The sequence below is a fragment of the Kribbella sp. NPDC000426 genome (assembly GCF_040300265.1).
Classification (GTDB): Bacteria; Actinomycetota; Actinomycetes; order Propionibacteriales; family Kribbellaceae; genus Kribbella.
This window is the reverse complement of record NZ_JBEPDK010000003.1, coordinates 43682-59996: the sequence shown is the minus strand read 5'-3', so window position 1 is coordinate 59996 and position 16315 is coordinate 43682. Positions and strand designations below refer to the sequence as shown.

The following is a 16315-nucleotide window of genomic DNA, read 5'->3' as shown; positions in this document are numbered from 1 at the left end:
GACCTGATAGGCGACGTCTATCAGGTCAGGCTGTGTGCGGGGCCGTAGAGCGCGGCCGGGTGGTTTTCTGTGTAGGCCCAGTAGCGGTCGCCGTAGGACCAGTGCCACCACTCGGTGGGGTAGTTGACGAGGCCGGCGGCGGTTAGGACGTCGGCCAGGAGGGTGCGGTTGGTGCGGGCCTCGCGGCTGATGTTGGTGGCGGCGAAGAAGCAGGCGCCGTTGCTTTGTTCGGGGGTGGCGTCGATGGGGGTGCCTAGGTCTAGCGGGCCGTGGGCGCCTACCAGGGTCAGGTCGACCGCGGCGCCGGCTACGTGAGGCGCGACCTCGATCGGGGACACGAAACGGCTGGCGAGGACATGTACGTCGTGGTCGGAGATGCCGGGGTGGAGTCGTTGCAGTTCGGCGCGGTAGCCGTCGTAGATCTCCTGCTGGCTCTCGATCGGGCGCAGTCCCTCGACGACATGCAGCCGGATCCCAGCAGGCAGGAACGTATCGGCCAGCGCGAGCCGGTCCGCGACGCTCTCCCGTGCGAACTGGCGACCGGTCGTCGCCACACCGCGCGTGAACAGGTCGACAACGGGTTCGCCGTTCTCGATCGCGGGGATGCCGGTGATCCGGTCGTCACTCAGTAGTACGGTCATCCGCGCGCCACCGCCGTACGGATCAGGGTGTCGACCACCTCGGCGTACGACATCCCGGCCGCGGCCCACATCCGCGGGAACTGCGACGCCGGCGTGAACCCGGGGAACGTGTTGATCTCGTTGACCACTGGCTCTCCATCGGTCGGTACGAAGAAGTCCACCCGGGCAAGCCCGGCACACCCGAGGGCCTCGAAGACGTCGATCGCCGTACGCCGCAACCGCTCGGCCAGCTCGGGATCCAGCGGAGCCGGTACGACGAACCGCGTGGCCGCGCTGTCGTACTTCGCGGTCGCATCGAAGAACGGCTGCTTCGGGTCGGCGTGGATCTCCAACGCCGGCGCGGTCTCGACCCGCCCGTCCGGGAACTCGAGCACCGCGAGGTCGATCTCCCGGCCGACCATCTCGCGCTCGACGAGCACATGCGGATCGAGTACGGCGGCATCCGCGATCGCAGCCAGCAGCGTCGGGAGGTTCGTTGCCCTGGACACCCCAAAGCTCGATCCGCCGTTGCCCGGCTTCACGAACAGCGGAAAGTCCAGCCCGGCCGCCTTCAGCTTCTGCAGACCTGCTTCGGTGTCGGCCAGCTCGGCCCCGCGCAGCGTGACGCCGGGCGTGACCGGGATTCCGTGCGCTCGCAGGACCGCCTTGGTCAGGTGCTTGTCCAGTCCGACAGCGCTGGCGGCGATACCGCTGCCGACGTACGGAATGTGCAGCTGCTCGAGAAACCCTTGCAGCCGGCCGTCTTCGCCGCCCTCGCCGTGCAACGCCGGGATGGTGACGTCACACGCCTGCAGAATCTCGATCGCCTCATGTTGCCCGTCCATCCAGTTGCCGTCAGCATCGATCACCATCGGGATCGCCGTATGGCCGAGGATCTCGACCGCCTTCGCGATCCCCTTGCCGCTGGCAAGCGAAACCTGATGCTCCGGACTCGCCCCGCCCATCACCACCGCGACCTTCATCGATTGCCCTCCTGGTAGCGGCGAGGCACCCGCGAACCGATGCCGCAGTAGATCTCGTGCGGGATGGTGCCCGCCCAGTCGGCCCACTCGGCGGCCGTCGGTTCGCCGGTGGATCCGTCGCCGAAGATCGTCACCGGTTCACCCGGTTCGACCGCAGCCTCGCCGGCGTCGACGACGAACTGGTCCATCGCGATCCGCCCGATCACCGGCATCCGTACGCCGTGGCACCACACACTCGCCTGCCGTACGGCGACCCGCGGGATCCCGTCGGCGTACCCGATCGGGACGAGCCCGATCGTGGTGTCCCGATCCGCGACGAAGTCGTGCCCGTACGAAACCCCTTCGCCCGCGCGGACCCGCCGTACCTGGGCCAGCTTGCTCACCAGCCGCATCGCGGGCCGCAGGCCGAGGCCGAGCTCGTCGATCCCGTACAGACCGGCGCCGATCCGGACCAGGTTGCAGTCCGGCGCGTCGAGCGTGATCGCACCGGCCGAGTTCGCCAGGTGTACGACGCTGGGACGCAGGCCGGCCCGGTGCGCGAGACCCACCCCGGTCCGCAGGAGCTGCAGCTGCCGCGTGCTCTGCACGGCGTCGGCGGAGTCGCCGTGCGACAGATGCGACCAGATCCCGCGGACCGTGACGGCGCCGAGCGCCTCGTAGTGCGCCGCCGTTCGGGTGAGTTCGATCCACTGGTCAGGTGCACTGCCGGACCGGTGGAGACCGGTGTCCAGCTTGAGGTGCACGTAGTGGACGGATGGGATGGAGACGACTCGCTGTAGCTCGGCGACGGTCGAGACGCTCACGTCGATGTCCATATCGCCGAGCAGCATGAGCTCTGCGGCGTCGTACAACCAGGTCAGGATCGGTACGGTCAGCCCGGCCGCGCGCAGTTGCAACGCCTCGTCTGCATGCGCGACGCCGAGCCAGGTCGCCCCGGCCTCCACTGCTGCCCGGGCTACCGGTACTGCGCCGTGCCCGAAGGCGTCCGCCTTCACCACGGCCATCACGTCCTGCGGCACCCGCTGCCGGAAGGCCCGGACGTTGTCGCGTACGGCGGACAGGTCGACGACGGCCTCCGACAATCCGGCGATCCCACGTGTCGCCGGGCGGTGGCGGGACTGAACCAGGTACATGGCAGTCATTGTTGTTTCCGGCAACGATCCGCTTCATCGGATCGCGGACGGAGATGCGGAACCGCCGTCTACGACCCTGGTATGACCTCGGTCATCCATCTGAATGAACCTGTCCCCAGTCACCGAACTTTCCGGGGGATACTGGAGGAGTGGAGGCCACCGATCACCTGAAGGCGTCGCTGTCGGCGGCGATCGCGCTGGCGAACACCTTCGGATCCGACCCGCGCCAGGGCCGTCCGGCGGCGACCCCCGACGCCGAGGCCGTGCGCGCGGCGCTCCGGCTGACGACCAACCGTGTCCCCGACATCGACATCGCCGACTACGAGGCCGGCGCCAGGACTCTGTACGACGCTCTGCGGCGCCTGCCGGATGTCGATGGCGCCGCCGACCTGGTGAACGGGCTGCTCCGCGAGACCAAGGCCGCGCCGCAACTGGTCCGCCGCGACAGCGCACCGTGGCACCTGCACTTCGGCAGCCCGGACGAGGCCGCGGGCTGGCTGGCCGAGCTCGCTACCGCGGTGGCGATGCTCCTCGGCAGCGACGAGGTCGATCGCCTGCGCCGCTGCGAGGCGACCCGGTGTGAGGACGTCTTCCTCGACTCGACCCGCAACCGGACGCAGCGGTTCTGCTCAACGGCCTGTCAGAACCGCACCAAGGTCGCCGCCCACCGCGCGCGCGTCTCCTGACGCCGTCACCATGGTTGCCTCGGGCAACCAGCCGAGCTTGCGGTAGAGATGGAACCCGTCGGTGGTCGCCATCAGCAAGCCGGTGCTCGCCCCGCGGTCGAGCGCCCGCCGGCTCAACGCCCCCATGACGATGCTGCCCAGGCCGCGCCGCCGGTACGCCGGTTCGGTCTGGATGTCGTGCATCACCGCGTCGTCACCGACGATCGCCATCATGCCGTGGGCCGCGACCGTGCCGTCGATCAGCACCCGCACGTACTCCAAGGGGCCGTCCGACTCGAACTCCGCAGTTGCCTTCGGGTGTTGGTGCAGGTTGATCGACATCAGCGTCTTCTGCTCTTCGAACGGCCGGGCGCCGGCGGCCTCGAGCCGACGAGCGATCTCGTTACCGGTTTGTGTGGTAACAGTCAGCCAGGTATCCGGTGCCAGCCCGGCCGCGAGCCGATCGACGGTCTCCGGGTCGTCGCTGCGCGCGAACAACTCCCGCTCGCGACCGGGCAACCGCAGTACGGCGGCATAGGCGTCGTCGTACTCGATCACCGGCTCCAGCCCGCGGCACAGCCGCCAGCCCTCCAGCCATCGCCTCACGATGTCCATGCCGGCGAGTGTAACTGTTTATTGCTTATTAGTCAGTTACGTGGTGCCGAGGACGAAGGTCTGGATCGCGACGACCGCGGCGCCGCGGGCCCACTCGCTGAAGTCGGCCGGCTGCAGGACCATCGGCAGCTCCGCGGCCGACGGGTGCCGGTCGGCATGCAGGGCGGCCAGCAGGTCGTCGTGTGCGACTTCGGCCAGCCGGACGCCCTCACCGCCGAGGACGACGAGTTCGGGCATGGTGAAGTTCGCCGCCGCCGCGATCAGCTTGCCGAGGGCGCGACCGGCCCGGCTGATCACCTCGCGCGCCGCGGGATCACCTTTAGCGGCGAGGTCGAGGGCCTCGTCGTACCCGACGGGCCGGCCGATCGCCGTACCGACCTGGTCGGTGATCGCACCGACGGTCAGCAAGCCGAGCGCGCAGCCGCGATGGCCGCGGTCGCAGGTCGGGCCGTCCGGGAGGAGTGGGTGGTGACCGATCAGGCCGATGGTGACGTCAGGGCTGTCGACGACCTGGTTGTGGACGACCAGCCCGTACCCGACGCCGGCGCCGATCGTGACCAATACGAAGCGGTCCGAGTTCCGCCCGGCGCCGAACCAGTGGGTCGCCTCGGTCAGCGAGGTCAGGTCGTTCGTGACCACTACCGGGACGCTGGTCTGCGCGGCGAGGATCTCGCCGAAGGGTACGTCGACCCAGTTGAGGTACGGGCCCCAGCGGACTTCCGACCCGTTCGCGACACGACCGCCGATCGAGACGCCGAGCCCGGTGATCGCCGTACCGCCCGGGACCTGGATCGCCAGCTCGTCGGTGAGCTCGAGGACGAGCTCGGCGACCGCGGAAGGAGTCGGGTCCGTGAGCGGACGCTCGACGCTGGCGATCACGTCAGCTCGCAGGGTTGTGAGTACGCCGATCGCGGAGTCGCCGGTCAGCTTGATGCCGACGAAATGGTGCGCGTTCGCGTCCAGGTCGAGCGGTTGCGACGGGCGGCCGACCCTGGCGTCGGTCGGACCGCCTTCGACCTCGACGAGCAGGCCGGACTCGACCATGGGTTTCGTCAGGCGCGTGAGGCTGCCTGGGGACAGGCCGACGCGGCGAGAGAGCTCGGCGCGCGACAACGGCCCGTCCAGCAGGATCTCCAACGCCACCTGCCGTGACGGACCGGACAACGGCTGCCAGGCACCCACTGCGTCAGGGTAACCGGCGGATCAGCGCGCGAGTCGACGGCGCGAGGGGTGAGGGACGCCGGGACGTGACCCGGTCCGCCGTTCTGGCCGCACAAGCCCCGGCGTCAAAGCTCACCCAATGACAGATAGATGTCCACACCCCTCGAATCGAGTGAACACCGTGGAGGCGCAGTACCCAACTCTCATCGAAGTATGCAACGGATTTCACTCCTTGTTGCCTGGACAACGCTGTCAGAATGCGTCGCGCCCGGTCAGCACGGTTCAGTGCGGGAGCTTCCGGGTGTCGATCAGATGCTGGGCGACGTCGCGGAGCTTGGTGTTGTTGTCCTGCGAGTACCGCTTGAGGATCGCGAACGCCCGGTCGGCGTCCACATCGAAGCGCTCCATCAGGATGCCCATCGCCTGGCCGACCAGCTTCCGTGCGTCGACCGCCTGCGCCATCGACTCCTCGTGCCGCGCCGACGCCACCGCGACCGACGCATGCCGCGCGAGAATGGTCGCGATCGCCTCGTCGTCCTCGGTGAACGCGTCCGGGACCGGGCTGTACAACCCCAGCACACCGACGGTCTGTCGCGCTGCGTCACCGGTCGCAAGCGGTACGTCGAGAACGCTGCGCACCCCGAGCGCCGCCACCTTCGCCGCCCACTCCGGCCAGCGCCCGTCGGTGTCGGTGTCGCGGATCAGAACCGCCGTACGCTCGCGGAGCGCAGTCACCAGCGGACCGTTGTCGGTCTCGATCTGCAACTCGTAGACATCCGCGACGACGGGGTCCGTGACGGCGGCAATCTCCGCGCGCGAACCGCGGGTGTAGAGGGCCACGCCCGCGTACGTGCAGTTAAGAGCCTGTAACGCAAACTGCACAACAGCATCGATGGTCTCCTCGACACCAGGCGCATCATGCAACTCGATCGCCAGCCGGGCGAACGTATCCGCCGACGAAGCAAGATCAGACTCGGTCACAGGGGCTCCAGAACAAGTTCGTACTTCGGGCACGCACATCATGCAGCCCAACCCCCACCCACCGTTAGCCACTCCACCGAAACGAGACCATCACCGGCCCTCGGCAGTCGTAGGTAGCCCCCGCGATCCCCACCCCAAGAACCCCGGCCGCGCGGGATCGCCGAGTCGTGGCAGATGGTTCGTGCCGGGAACGCCCAGTCGTGAGGATTGGCTCCCGAAACGCAGCCACTTCCCACGACTCGGCGAACCAGCCGCCCTCTGCGCCGGTCGTCGGTCGGTCCGGCGGGAGATGCAGACTAGCCCGATGTCCGACAATCGAGTTCTGATACGCCCGGCTCGCCCAGCCGATGGCGAGCAGGTCTGGCCGCTTGCGCGCGACTTCGCGACCTCGTTCAAGCCCGAGCGTGCTGCGTTCGACGCCACCTGGCGGCAGCTGGTCGGTGCTCCGGACACACTTCTGCTCGTTGCGGAGACCGTTGAGCGTGGCGTCGTCGGTTATCTGCTCGGCAACAGCCATCTCACGTTCCTGGCCAACGGCCCGGTCGCGTGGGTTGAGGAGCTCATGGTCGACGAGCAGATGCGACAGGCCGGCATCGGACGTCTCCTGATGGATCACGCCGAGAGCTGGGCCCGGTCTGTCGGCGCCTCGTACCTCGCACTCGCCAGCCGCCGAGCCGGCGACTTCTACCTCGCCCTCGGGTATGAGGACTCCGCAACCTTCTACAAGAAGACGTTGATCTGAAGGGCGGTACCGACGAACGGGTAGTGGATCGAAGACACGCCATACACGCGGCGGCAGCCACGCTCAGACGCGGAGCCTCCACTCGACCACTACCCGTCCTTCGGTACGCCCGCCAACTCATCTTCACCACCAGACCTGTTTCACCGCGGGCCGGCTCCCAGCACGGGTAATCAGCTCGATCATCACGCCCACGCGGCACCCGAGGCGGTCGACCGAGCGGGCTTGCAGCAGTCACCTCGACAAGCACGAATCGGCAGCGCCACGGGGCAGTCGACCGCGCGGTAGCACGCACGGGTGCGGGCGGTAGCCTGCAGGTCCGGCGATAGCCGGAAGAATGTCCGGGCGATGAGCCCCGGGGTAGGTGGGGCGGCGCAGAGCACGGCGACGAACGAGTCGCGCGTAGCCCCGGCGATGGGTCGGCCGCAGCCACCTCGACAGACACGAATCAGCCTCGCCAGGGGCAGTCGACCGCGCGGCAGCGCGCAGGTCCGGCGGCAGCCGGAAGATCCCGGCGATAGCCGGAAGGGATGCTCCGGGCGATGAGCCCGGGGGTGGGTGGGGCGGCGCGTAGCACGGCGACGGAGGAGCCGCGCGGAGCACCGCGGTGGGCTGATCACACTCCAACCACATCTCCTGCAAGAAGCTGGTTAGAGTTTGCCCTGTGGCGGACTTGACTGGTCTGTTCAGTGGGAGGACCAACTGGCGGCGGGAGGTTGCCGCGCCGTTGCGGTCCTTTCTTCGGACCGAGGCGGGGAGTTCCGGCGTTCTTGCGGCCGCGATCGTTCTCGCGCTGCTCTGGGCGAATCTCTTCCCGGGGATGTACGACGACTTCTGGCGGACCCATCTGTCGATCGGGCTCGGGGACGACGTACTGAGCCTGGATCTGCGGGAGTGGATCAACAGCGGGCTGATGACCCTGTTCTTCCTGGTGGTCGGGCTGGAGGCGCGGCGGGAGTTCGATCTCGGTGATCTCCGTGATCGGACCCGGTTCGTCCTGCCGATGCTCGCGGGGATCGCGGGCATGGTCGCGCCCGTGCTGATCTACCTCGCGTTCAACGCCGGCGGACCGGGCTCGCACGGTTGGGGTGTCGCGATGTCCACGGACACCGCGCTTGCCCTCGGCCTGCTCGCGCTGGTCGGCCGCGGCGTCCCGGATCGGGTGCGCGTGTTCCTGCTGACGGTGTTCGTCGTCGACGACCTGCTCGCGCTGGTGGTCATCGCGGTCGTCTACAGCGAGGACATCCAGCTGATGTCGCTCGTGCTGGCGATCATCGCGTTCGCCGTCGTGCTGACCCTCTCGCTGTTCCACGTCCGCAAAACCTGGCTGTACGCCGTCCTCGGCGTGCTCATGTGGGCCGCCCTCCTCGAATCCGGTGTCGACCCGGTCGTCGCCGGTCTCGCGATCGGCCTGACGGCTCCGGCGTACTCGCCCGGACGAGAAGAGCTGGAGCAGGCGACCGGTCTGTTCCGCCTGTTCCGCGAGCAGCCGACCCCGGAGCTCGCACGCTCGGCGACCGTCGGCCTCACCACGACGATCTCGCCGAACGAGCGCCTGCAGTACCTCTACCACCCGTGGACCAGCTACCTGATCGTCCCGCTGTTCGGCCTCGCGAACGCCGGTGTGACGATCGACATGGCGTTCCTCGGGCGCGCGTTCACCTCGCCGATCACGCTCGGCATCCTGCTCGGGTACGTGATCGGCAAGCCTGTTGCGGTCACCTCGGTGTCGTGGCTGCTGGAGCGTCTCAGCGCCGGCCGGATCCGGGCGGGCGTCGGCTGGGCGGCGGTGCTCGGCAGCGGGACGATCGCCGGGATCGGGTTCACCGTCTCCTTGCTGATCGCAACGATCGCGTTCGACGGCCCGCAGCTCGCCGAGGCGAAGGTCGGCCTGCTTTCCGCGGTGGTCATCGCATCGGCGCTCACCTGGGTCGTGTTCCGCGCGGCCAAGCTGCTCTCCCCGCCGAAGAAGGCGTACGCGCTGCTCGGCAACGCGGAGCAGCTGCAGGACCTCACCGACCCGGTCGATCCGGAGCGCGACCACATCCGCGGTCCGAAGAACGCGTCGGTGACCCTGGTCGAGTACGGCGACTTCGAGTGCCCGTACTGTGGGCTGGCCGAGCCGATCGTCCGCGACGTCCTGCAGGACGACGACCTCCGATTCGTCTGGCGGCACCTGCCGCTGTCCGACGTACACCCGAGGGCCCAGATCGCCGCCGAGGTGGCCGAGGCCGCGGCCGCGCAGGGCGCGTTCTGGGAGATGCACGACCTGCTGCTCGCGAACCAGGAAAACCTGCAGCCGGCCGACCTGATGGGGTACGCGCGGGAGCTCGGCCTCGACGCGGACAAGCTGCACGACGAGGTGAAGCGGCATGTGGCCGCGGCCCGGGTCGCGCAGGACGTCGAGTCCGCCGATACCAGCGGGGTGTCCGGTACGCCGACGTTCTTCGTGAACGGTCAGCGGCACTACGGCGCGTACGACGTGGAGTCGTTGAAGGCGGCGATCAAGGTGGCGCGGGCGCGGGCCAAGATCACCCAGCGTCATGGCTGAATCTTGATGCACTAGGGCATTTCTGCCACTGTTCGCCGTACCGCCGGATGGCTGACGCTGGCTGCATGACCAAACAGATCGACCAGGCCGCCGTCGCACACTTTGCGGAGCGGCTGGCGTACGAGACAGACGTGTCGGATGTCGCCTCGGACATCGGCGGCGGGGTGACCGGCTGGGTGCTGATCGACAGTCGCAGCCAGGAGAGCTGGGACCAGGGGCACGTCCCCGGCGCGGTCCACCTGCCGACGCGGGAGATCGCGGCGCGGGCGGCGTCCGTCGTACCTGAAGGTGTGGCTGTCGTGACGTATTGCTGGGGGCCGGGATGCAACGGCGCGACCCGGGCCGCGCTCGAGTTCGCGAAACTGGGATATCCGGTCAAGGAGATGATCGGCGGGTTCGAGTACTGGGCCCGGGAAGGGCTGCCGGTGGAGACCGCCGACGGTGTCGATCGACGGCTGCCGGATCCGCTCACCGCGCCGCGCGGGGTGGCGTGCGCGTGCTGAAATCCCTGTGAGCGTTGAGGTTTTACACAGATTGAACTCGCCGTGGTGAAACGCTGACTCTGCGTACGTTACCCTCGTAGTGGACCGACGCGAGGAGACAGTGTGACCGATCAGCCGATGAATGACAGCGGCCTGGTCGCGCACGGGATCGACACCACGCGCCCGAGCGTGGCGCGGGTGTACGACTACGCCCTCGGCGGCAAGGACAACTACGAGTCCGATCGCGCGCTGTACCGGCAGATCATGAAGATCGCGCCGGAGACCCCGCTCTGGGCCCGGGCGAACCGGGCCTGGCTCCGCGACGTGATCACCTGGCTGGCCGACGAGGCCGGCATCCGGCGGTTCATCGACGCGGGCTCCGGCCTGCCGACCGCGGAGAACACCCACCAGATCGCCCAGAAGGTCAACGCCGACGCCTCGGTGATCTACATCGACAACGACCCGTCCGTGGTCGCCCACGGGCGGGCACTCCTGCTCGACAACGACCGGACGCAGTTCACCGCCGCCGACCTCACCAAGCCCGACGAGGTGCTGGCGGACCCGGCGATCAGGGACCTGCTGACCGGCGGTGAGCCGGTCGCGCTGGTGATGGCGCTGATGCTGCACCACATCCACGACTACGAGCAGACCCGGGAGATCGCCGCGCAGTACGTCGCCGCCCTGCCACCGGGGTCGTATCTGGCGATCACGCACGCGTGCAACCCGGGCGACGGCGGTCCGGTCGACGTGCTGGTGACCGAGCTGCTCGAGAACGTCAAGGACGCGTTCCCGACCCTGGCGTTCCGTTCGGTCGAGCAGATCACGTCCCTGTTCGGCGACCTGGAGCTCCTCGAGCCGGGTGTCGTCCCGCTGGGCGAGTGGCACGTTCCCGGCGGGCGCGTCGACGAGGAGCACCCGGCCGACATCCGCGACGCCATCTACGGCGGCGTCGCCCGCAAGACCGCGAAGTAGTCGAGCTAGCCGAGGTTGGCCAGGTAGTCCGCGTTCCCGCGGATCGCGGCCTCGTAGCGCTTGATCTCGGCCGAGTCGACCTTGTCGGCGATCACCAGCAGCAGCGTGGCCAGGGCCTTGTCCTGCTTCCCGGCCGCGTGCAGGGTCAGCGCCTTGAAGACCCGGAGCGAGTCCGATTCCGGGAACTCCGCGCACGCGTCCTTGAACACGGCCAGCGACTCGTCGAACCGCCCGAGGTTGCGCAGCGTGCTGCCGTACTGCAGCAGGCACTTGCGGCGCGTCTCCCCGGTCAGCCCCGGCAGCGCGCGCTCGTAGTACCCGACCGCCTTCTCCTCCTCGCCGGCAGTGTCGTAGGACCCGCCGACCTCGTAGAGCACGTGCGGGTTGTCCGGATGCTCGCTCAGCAGCTTCTCGAAGAAGGCGATCGTCGGGCCCATGTTCGCCCGGTCCCGCTTGGCGAACGCCTCCTCGATCGTCGCGGCCAGCTCCGGCGTCAGCTCAGTCTTCACATCTCCATCATGCCGCGTCGGTCGAGTTGTTATTGCGCTGCTGCCACGGCCAGGACCCCGAAATCTCGACTTCGAGGGTGAAGCTGAGCACGGTCCGGATCACCACGATCAGCCCGAGCACCAGCACGCTCTCGACCGACGTCTCGACGATGATCGTCCGGACGATGTCGCCGAGGATCAGGATCTCCAGGCCGAGCAGGATCACCCGGCCGAGGTTGACCCGCAGGGCGCCGTAGTTGCCGGCGCCCTTGCGGACCACGTCATAGGCGTACCGGATCAGGACGGCGGCCAGGCCGACGGCCATGATGACCACGCCCGCGCCCTCGATCACCCGGGCCACATCGGCGAACACCGACTCGAAGTCCACCCTCCAGAGGTACCAGTCAGGCGGCGGTCTCCGCACCCGCCTCGCCGGGACGGATGTTCTGGTTGAGGTGGAAGACGTTCGCCGGGTCGTACGCCGTCTTCAGCGCGACCAGCCGCGCCAGCTTCGCCGGCGGGAACGCGCGCTGGATCGGGTCGCCGTTCAGCGTGTTCACGTACGCACCGCTCGCGTACTGCGCCAGCGTCGCGGCGTACTCCCGGAGCTGGGCGATCCGCGCCTGGTCCTCGTCCGCGTCCTCCCACCGGGTCGCGGTGACGAACTCGAACTGCGTGTCCCGGTGGCTGAACGCCGCGTCCCCGTCCGGTACGTCGGCGATCGCGCCGCCGTACGCCTGCAGGCTCGCGGACGGACCCGGGGTCCGCAGCAACGCGCGGATCGCGTCATCCGGCAGCGACTTGAAGTAGTGCCCCTTCCAGTAGCGCCGGTACCGGTGACCCTGCACGCTGTCGTCGCGCGTCTGCAGCTTCAGGTACGTCGTCTCCTCGACAACCTCGTCGACGACCGGGCCGAGCGCGCGGAGCGCCGGCAGCAGGCTGTACCCGCCCTCGCCGACCCACACGTAGCCGACCGTGATCGAATCCGGCTTGATGCTCGCTGTGAAGGTCGCCTCGCGCGGAGCCTGCGAGTTCAGGTCACGCCAACCCCGCAGTACGGGGAAGCCGGCCGACGCGGGGTAGGTCAGCTCGACGATCAGCGCCCGCGTCCCGATCTCGTGCAACTGGAACTCGAACCGGGTGACGATCCCGAAGTTCCCGCCACCGCCGCGCAGACCCCAGAACAGCTCGGGGTTCTCGTCCGCACTCGCCCGGACCACCGAACCGTCCGCGGTCACGACCTCGTAGGACACGACGTTGTCGCAGGCCAGGCCGAACCGGCGGGCCAGCCAGCCCATCCCGCCGCCGAGCGTCAGCCCGCCGACGCCGGTGTGCGAGACGTTCCCTGCGGTCGTCGCCAGCCCGTACTCCTGCGCCGCCTTGTCCAGCTCGCCGAGCAGCGCGCCGCCCTGCACCCAGGCCCGCTTCTGCGACGGGTCAACGTGCACCGCGTTCATCGGCGTCAGATCGATCATCAGCCCGCCGTCGGGAACCGAGAGGCCGGCGATGTTGTGACCGCCGCAGCGGACCGCGATCTCCAGCCCGGCCGCCTGGCCGAACCGCACGGCCTCGACGACGTCGGCGGTGCTCGAGCACCGGGCGATCGCGGCCGGACGGCGGTCGATCATCGCGTTCCAGACGGTCCGGGCCTCGTCGTAGCCGGCGTCGCCGGTGCGCAGCATCGTGGTCATCGCTCTCAACTCCCAGTCGGGCTCTGTCGTTCTGGTCTGTCGTTTTGGTCTGTCCACAACCCTGACAGCGAAGCGGTACTCCGATAAGGTCCAGTTGTGTGAGCCGAATGAGGACCAGTTCCGGGACCGGGGAACTCCTGGTGGAGCTGCGGCGCGACAACGGCGTACCGCTGCATCAGCAGTTGGAGAGCGGGATCCGGACGCGGATCCGGGCCGGGCTGCTGCGGCCGGACACGGTGATGCCGTCCACCCGCGCGCTGGCACAGGACCTCGGGCTGTCCCGCGGCGTGGTCGTCGAGGCCTATCAGCAACTCGTCGCCGAGGGGTATCTGGTCAGCCGGGCCGGCGGATACACCCAGGTCGCGGACATCGCCGTGGTCGAGCCGACCGCCGCGCACAGGTCCGCGAGCGGCCCGCCGCGTATCGACTTCCGCTACAGCCGGCCGGACGTCTCGCAGTTCCCCCGCGCCGCGTGGCTCCGATCGATACGCCGGGTGCTGAACGAGACGCCGTACCGCAGCCTCGCCTACCTCGACGGTCGCGGCACGATCGAGCTGCGTACGGCGCTCGCCGACTACCTCAACCGGGTCCGCGGTACGGCGGCGCGCCCCGAGAACATGCTGATCTGCAACGGGTTCGCCCAGGGTTCACGGCTGCTGCTGCAGGTGCTGGCCGCGCAGGGGTACAAGCGATTGGCCGTCGAGGACCCGTCCGACAACGATCTGCGGGACGTCGCCGCGGCGGCGGGGCTCGAGGCGGTCGGCGTACCGGTGCTCGAATCGGGGGTCGACGTCGAGGCGCTCGAGCGGTCCGGTGCGGATGTGGTGCTCGTGACCGCTGCCCATCAGTTCCCGACCGGTGCGGTGACCTCGGCGGAGACGCGGGCCGCGCTGGTCGCGTGGGCGGCTCGGCGCGACGGGCTGGTGATCGAGGACGACTACGACGCGGAGTACCGCTACGACCGCGAGCCGATCGGCGCGATGCAGGGGCTGGCGCCGGAGCGCGTCGCGTACGCCGGGACCGCGAGCAAGACGCTCGCGCCCGGGCTGCGGCTGGGGTGGCTGATCCTTCCGGCGTGGCTGGTCGAGCCGATGGCGCAGGCGAAGCTGATGGACGATCGCGGGTCCCCGGTCTTCGACCAACTGGCCTTCGCGGACTTCGTCGCGCGCGGTGAGTTTGACCGGCACCTGCGGCGGATGCGGCCGCGGTATCGGCTCTTGCGAGACACACTGGTGGACGAGCTGGCGGCGCGGATCCCGGAGCTCGAGCCGGTCGGGGTGTCGGCCGGGCTGCACGTGATGACGTTCCTGCCGCCGGATCTCACCGAGGACGCGGTGCGGGCGGCGGCGTTGGAGCGCGGGCTCGGCGTGTACGGGCTGGCGCCGTACTGGGTGTCCGGTTCGGGGCCGGCCGGGCTGGTCTTCGGCTACGGATCGCTCAACCAGAAGGAAGTTGTCGAGGGCATCGATCTGCTCGCGGACGCGATCGCCGCGATCCGCGCCGCATGAATAAATATCCATTTCATTGCAATTCAATCCGGACGGTTCTACCCTTGGTCGAGTGATCGCCGAAGCTCGCATGGACTCGCTGATGAACCAGGCCTGGCCGGCCGCCGACAACACCGAGCTCGACGGCTGGCTGGTCCGCCGCAACGCCGGCGTCACCCTGCGAGCCAACTCGGTGCTGCCCGCCAATGCGCCGTTCGACCTCCACAAGGCCTTGGATTACGTGGAAAGCCTGTACGTCGCGCACGGCATCACGCCGTCGTTCCAGATCAGCCCGGCGGTCCAGCCGAGCGACCTGGACGTCCACCTCGAAGCCCGCGGGTACGCCGTGCGCAACCCCACGCTGGTGCAGTGCGCGGCGCTCTCCGACGTGCTCGCGAAGCTGCCCGTGACGGCGGACGAGGTGAATATTTCCTCGACCCCGTCCGCCGCCTGGATGGACTGCTGGTGGAGCGTCGACGGCCGCGGCGGCGCCGCCGACCGGGCCACCGCCGAGCAGATCCTTGCCCGGGGCAAGGCTCTCTACGCAAGCATCCCCGACGGTGAGCAGGTGAAGGCGATCGGCCGGCTGGCGCTCGTCGACGACACCGCCGGCCTCTACTGCCTGGCCGTCGACGAACGCTTCCGGCGGCAGGGCCTCGCCTCCGCCGTCATCCGCGGTTTGTTGCAGGCGGCAACAGCCAGGTGGGTGTGGCTGAGTGTGCTGGAGGACAACATCCCGGCCCGCACGCTCTACGACAACCTCGGCTTCCGGACCGTCTCGCGGTACCACTACCGCGTCAAAGCGTGACCTTCTGCAGGTGATCGAGGACGACGAACTCGGCGCCGGTCCGCTCGACCGACTGGCGCAGCGGAGCTAGGTCGGTCCAGGGGACACCGGGGTCGTCGAGCGGCTTGTCGAAGTCGTCCCAGTGCGTCGCGATCACCTTGCGGACCGGCTTGATGGTCTGCAGTAAGCGATCGGTGATGCCCGGTTCGCCGCCGGGGGCCGCGAAGATCACGTCGACCTGCAGATCGCGCAGGGCGTTCGGGTCGAAGTTCGCAGTACTCAGGCTGAGGATCCGCAGGCCGCCGATCGTGATCACGAACGCGAGCGTGCCGCCCTCGACCAGGTCCTCGATCACGCGCGGACGCGGCGGTACGGCGTACCGATAGCCCGGGTAGGCGTACGTGTGCCGCTTGCCGCTGCAGGAATGCAGGGACGGGAACACCTCGACCGAGAAGCCGGCGAACGGCAGGTACTCGCCGCCGCGGACCGGTGAGAGCAGCTCGTCCGGCGTTCGCATCGCGCGGAGCAGGTTGGCGTGCGTCTCGGTGCACAGCACGGTCGCCTGCGTCTTCTTCGCGACGTAAGGCACATCGGCCATGTGGTCGTAGTGCCCGTGATGCACGAGGATCGCGTCGGCCGTGCTCAGGTGCTTGTCGATCACCTCGGGCTTGATCACGAGCTTCGTCTTCGGGTCCGCACCTTCCGGCGTGAACGTTCCGGTCTTGAACCGGGTCAGCCACGGATCGGTCAGTACGACGCCTTTCCCGCAGCGCAGCTGCCACGCATGCGTCCCGAACCAGGTCAGCTCCACCGGCTCACGCCCCGCGGCTGGTGTCGTCGCTGCCTCACTCCGGCCTTCAAGGCCGACCACGCCGGCCGCTCCCACGGCAGCCGCGCCAACAGCCGCCGCGCCTGTCAGCATCCCTCTCCGACTCACCTTCACGCTGTCTCCTCTCGTCG

The 16315-nt window shown here is 68.8% G+C and carries 17 protein-coding genes; 7 read left to right on the top strand and 10 right to left on the bottom strand.

The features are described 5' to 3' along the window. Window positions 1-20: 20 nt before the first annotated feature. The 3 genes from ABT313_RS14105 to alr are packed head-to-tail and all read right to left on the bottom strand — an operon-like array spanning window position 21 to window position 2736. Window positions 21-641 carry a M15 family metallopeptidase gene (locus ABT313_RS14105; protein ID WP_350852341.1) on the bottom strand — a complete coding sequence of 207 codons (621 nt, stop codon included), beginning with the start codon at window positions 639-641 and terminating at the stop codon, window positions 21-23. Next, window positions 638-1603 carry a D-alanine--D-alanine ligase family protein gene (locus ABT313_RS14100; RefSeq protein WP_350852338.1) on the bottom strand — a complete coding sequence of 322 codons (966 nt, stop codon included), beginning with the start codon at window positions 1601-1603 and terminating at the stop codon, window positions 638-640. Before ABT313_RS14100 ends, ABT313_RS14105 begins: the two co-directional genes overlap by 4 nt. Next, on the bottom strand, window positions 1600-2736 hold the full coding sequence (gene alr, locus ABT313_RS14095; protein WP_350852336.1) for an alanine racemase: 1137 nt from the start codon (window positions 2734-2736) through the stop codon (window positions 1600-1602). Before alr ends, ABT313_RS14100 begins: the two co-directional genes overlap by 4 nt. Before the next feature lie 149 nt (window positions 2737-2885). On the opposite strand from alr, the gene ABT313_RS14090 reads away from it, so the two are divergent. Further along, window positions 2886-3422, top strand: coding sequence for a CGNR zinc finger domain-containing protein (locus ABT313_RS14090; RefSeq protein WP_350852333.1), 537 nt, complete (start codon window positions 2886-2888; stop codon window positions 3420-3422). On the opposite strand, the gene ABT313_RS14085 is transcribed toward ABT313_RS14090, so the two are convergent. The 3 genes from ABT313_RS14085 to ABT313_RS14075 form a co-directional block, all read right to left on the bottom strand. Then, on the bottom strand, window positions 3366-4016 hold the full coding sequence (locus tag ABT313_RS14085; protein ID WP_350852330.1) for a GNAT family N-acetyltransferase: 651 nt from the start codon (window positions 4014-4016) through the stop codon (window positions 3366-3368). The two genes, ABT313_RS14090 and ABT313_RS14085, sit on opposite strands and share 57 nt — an antisense overlap. A gap of 36 nt (window positions 4017-4052) precedes the next feature. Continuing rightward, complete coding sequence (locus tag ABT313_RS14080) at window positions 4053-5198, bottom strand: ROK family transcriptional regulator (RefSeq protein ID WP_350852327.1); 1146 nt, start codon at window positions 5196-5198, stop codon at window positions 4053-4055. A 261-nt stretch (window positions 5199-5459) separates the two neighbouring features. After that, window positions 5460-6158, bottom strand: a complete 699-nt coding sequence (locus ABT313_RS14075; protein ID WP_350852324.1) for a GAF and ANTAR domain-containing protein — start codon at window positions 6156-6158, stop codon at window positions 5460-5462. Between the two features lie 304 nt (window positions 6159-6462). Here ABT313_RS14075 and ABT313_RS14070 point away from each other — a divergent pair, with 304 nt between their 5' ends. From ABT313_RS14070 to ABT313_RS14055, 4 genes are all read left to right on the top strand, one after another. After that, on the top strand, window positions 6463-6900 hold the full coding sequence (locus ABT313_RS14070) for a GNAT family N-acetyltransferase (protein ID WP_350852320.1): 438 nt from the start codon (window positions 6463-6465) through the stop codon (window positions 6898-6900). 661 nt (window positions 6901-7561) lie between these two features. Further along, window positions 7562-9448, top strand: coding sequence for a Na+/H+ antiporter NhaA (nhaA, locus tag ABT313_RS14065; RefSeq protein WP_350852317.1), 1887 nt, complete (start codon window positions 7562-7564; stop codon window positions 9446-9448). Window positions 9449-9513: 65 nt separating this feature from the next. Further along, on the top strand, window positions 9514-9951 hold the full coding sequence (locus tag ABT313_RS14060) for a rhodanese-like domain-containing protein (RefSeq protein ID WP_350852315.1): 438 nt from the start codon (window positions 9514-9516) through the stop codon (window positions 9949-9951). A gap of 102 nt (window positions 9952-10053) precedes the next feature. Beyond that, a complete protein-coding gene (locus ABT313_RS14055) occupies window positions 10054-10902 on the top strand; it encodes an SAM-dependent methyltransferase (protein WP_350852312.1) in 849 nt (282 codons plus the stop codon). 5 nt (window positions 10903-10907) lie between these two features. Here the strand turns inward: ABT313_RS14055 and ABT313_RS14050 are convergent, their stop codons facing one another. The 3 genes from ABT313_RS14050 to ABT313_RS14040 are packed head-to-tail and all read right to left on the bottom strand — an operon-like array spanning window position 10908 to window position 13081. Continuing rightward, window positions 10908-11411, bottom strand: a complete 504-nt coding sequence (locus ABT313_RS14050; protein ID WP_350852309.1) for a tetratricopeptide repeat protein — start codon at window positions 11409-11411, stop codon at window positions 10908-10910. Between the two features lie 7 nt (window positions 11412-11418). Continuing rightward, window positions 11419-11778: a DUF1622 domain-containing protein gene (locus ABT313_RS14045; RefSeq protein ID WP_350852306.1), complete on the bottom strand. Its 360-nt coding sequence runs from the start codon at window positions 11776-11778 to the stop codon at window positions 11419-11421. Window positions 11779-11794: 16 nt separating this feature from the next. Then, window positions 11795-13081, bottom strand: coding sequence for an FAD-binding oxidoreductase (locus ABT313_RS14040; protein ID WP_350852303.1), 1287 nt, complete (start codon window positions 13079-13081; stop codon window positions 11795-11797). Window positions 13082-13188: 107 nt separating this feature from the next. Between ABT313_RS14040 and pdxR the strand changes: the two genes are divergently transcribed. Both pdxR and ABT313_RS14030 read left to right on the top strand, forming a co-directional pair. Then, entirely contained in the window at window positions 13189-14589 is a 1401-nt protein-coding gene (gene pdxR, locus ABT313_RS14035) for a MocR-like pyridoxine biosynthesis transcription factor PdxR (RefSeq protein WP_350852300.1), read from the top strand. A 52-nt stretch (window positions 14590-14641) separates the two neighbouring features. Further along, window positions 14642-15376 (top strand): GNAT family N-acetyltransferase, encoded by a 735-nt coding sequence (locus tag ABT313_RS14030; protein WP_350852297.1) that lies wholly within the window; start codon window positions 14642-14644, stop codon window positions 15374-15376. On the opposite strand, the gene ABT313_RS14025 is transcribed toward ABT313_RS14030, so the two are convergent. Beyond that, window positions 15366-16298 (bottom strand): MBL fold metallo-hydrolase, encoded by a 933-nt coding sequence (locus ABT313_RS14025; protein ID WP_350852294.1) that lies wholly within the window; start codon window positions 16296-16298, stop codon window positions 15366-15368. The two genes, ABT313_RS14030 and ABT313_RS14025, sit on opposite strands and share 11 nt — an antisense overlap. Between the last annotated feature and the right edge of the window lie 17 nt (window positions 16299-16315).

Bases quoted from the DNA above. Each gene is read 5' to 3' on its own strand.
- ABT313_RS14105 (WP_350852341.1), bottom strand. From the start codon at position 641: ATGACCGTACTACTGAGTGACGACCGGATCACCGGCATCCCCGCGATC.
- ABT313_RS14100 (WP_350852338.1), bottom strand. From the start codon at position 1,603: ATGAAGGTCGCGGTGGTGATGGGCGGGGCGAGTCCGGAGCATCAGGTT.
- alr (WP_350852336.1), bottom strand. From the start codon at position 2,736: ATGTACCTGGTTCAGTCCCGCCACCGCCCGGCGACACGTGGGATCGCC.
- ABT313_RS14085 (WP_350852330.1), bottom strand. From the start codon at position 4,016: ATGGACATCGTGAGGCGATGGCTGGAGGGCTGGCGGCTGTGCCGCGGG.
- ABT313_RS14070 (WP_350852320.1), top strand. From the start codon at position 6,463: ATGTCCGACAATCGAGTTCTGATACGCCCGGCTCGCCCAGCCGATGGC.
- ABT313_RS14060 (WP_350852315.1), top strand. From the start codon at position 9,514: ATGACCAAACAGATCGACCAGGCCGCCGTCGCACACTTTGCGGAGCGG.
- ABT313_RS14040 (WP_350852303.1), bottom strand. From the start codon at position 13,081: ATGACCACGATGCTGCGCACCGGCGACGCCGGCTACGACGAGGCCCGG.
- pdxR (WP_350852300.1), top strand. From the start codon at position 13,189: ATGAGGACCAGTTCCGGGACCGGGGAACTCCTGGTGGAGCTGCGGCGC.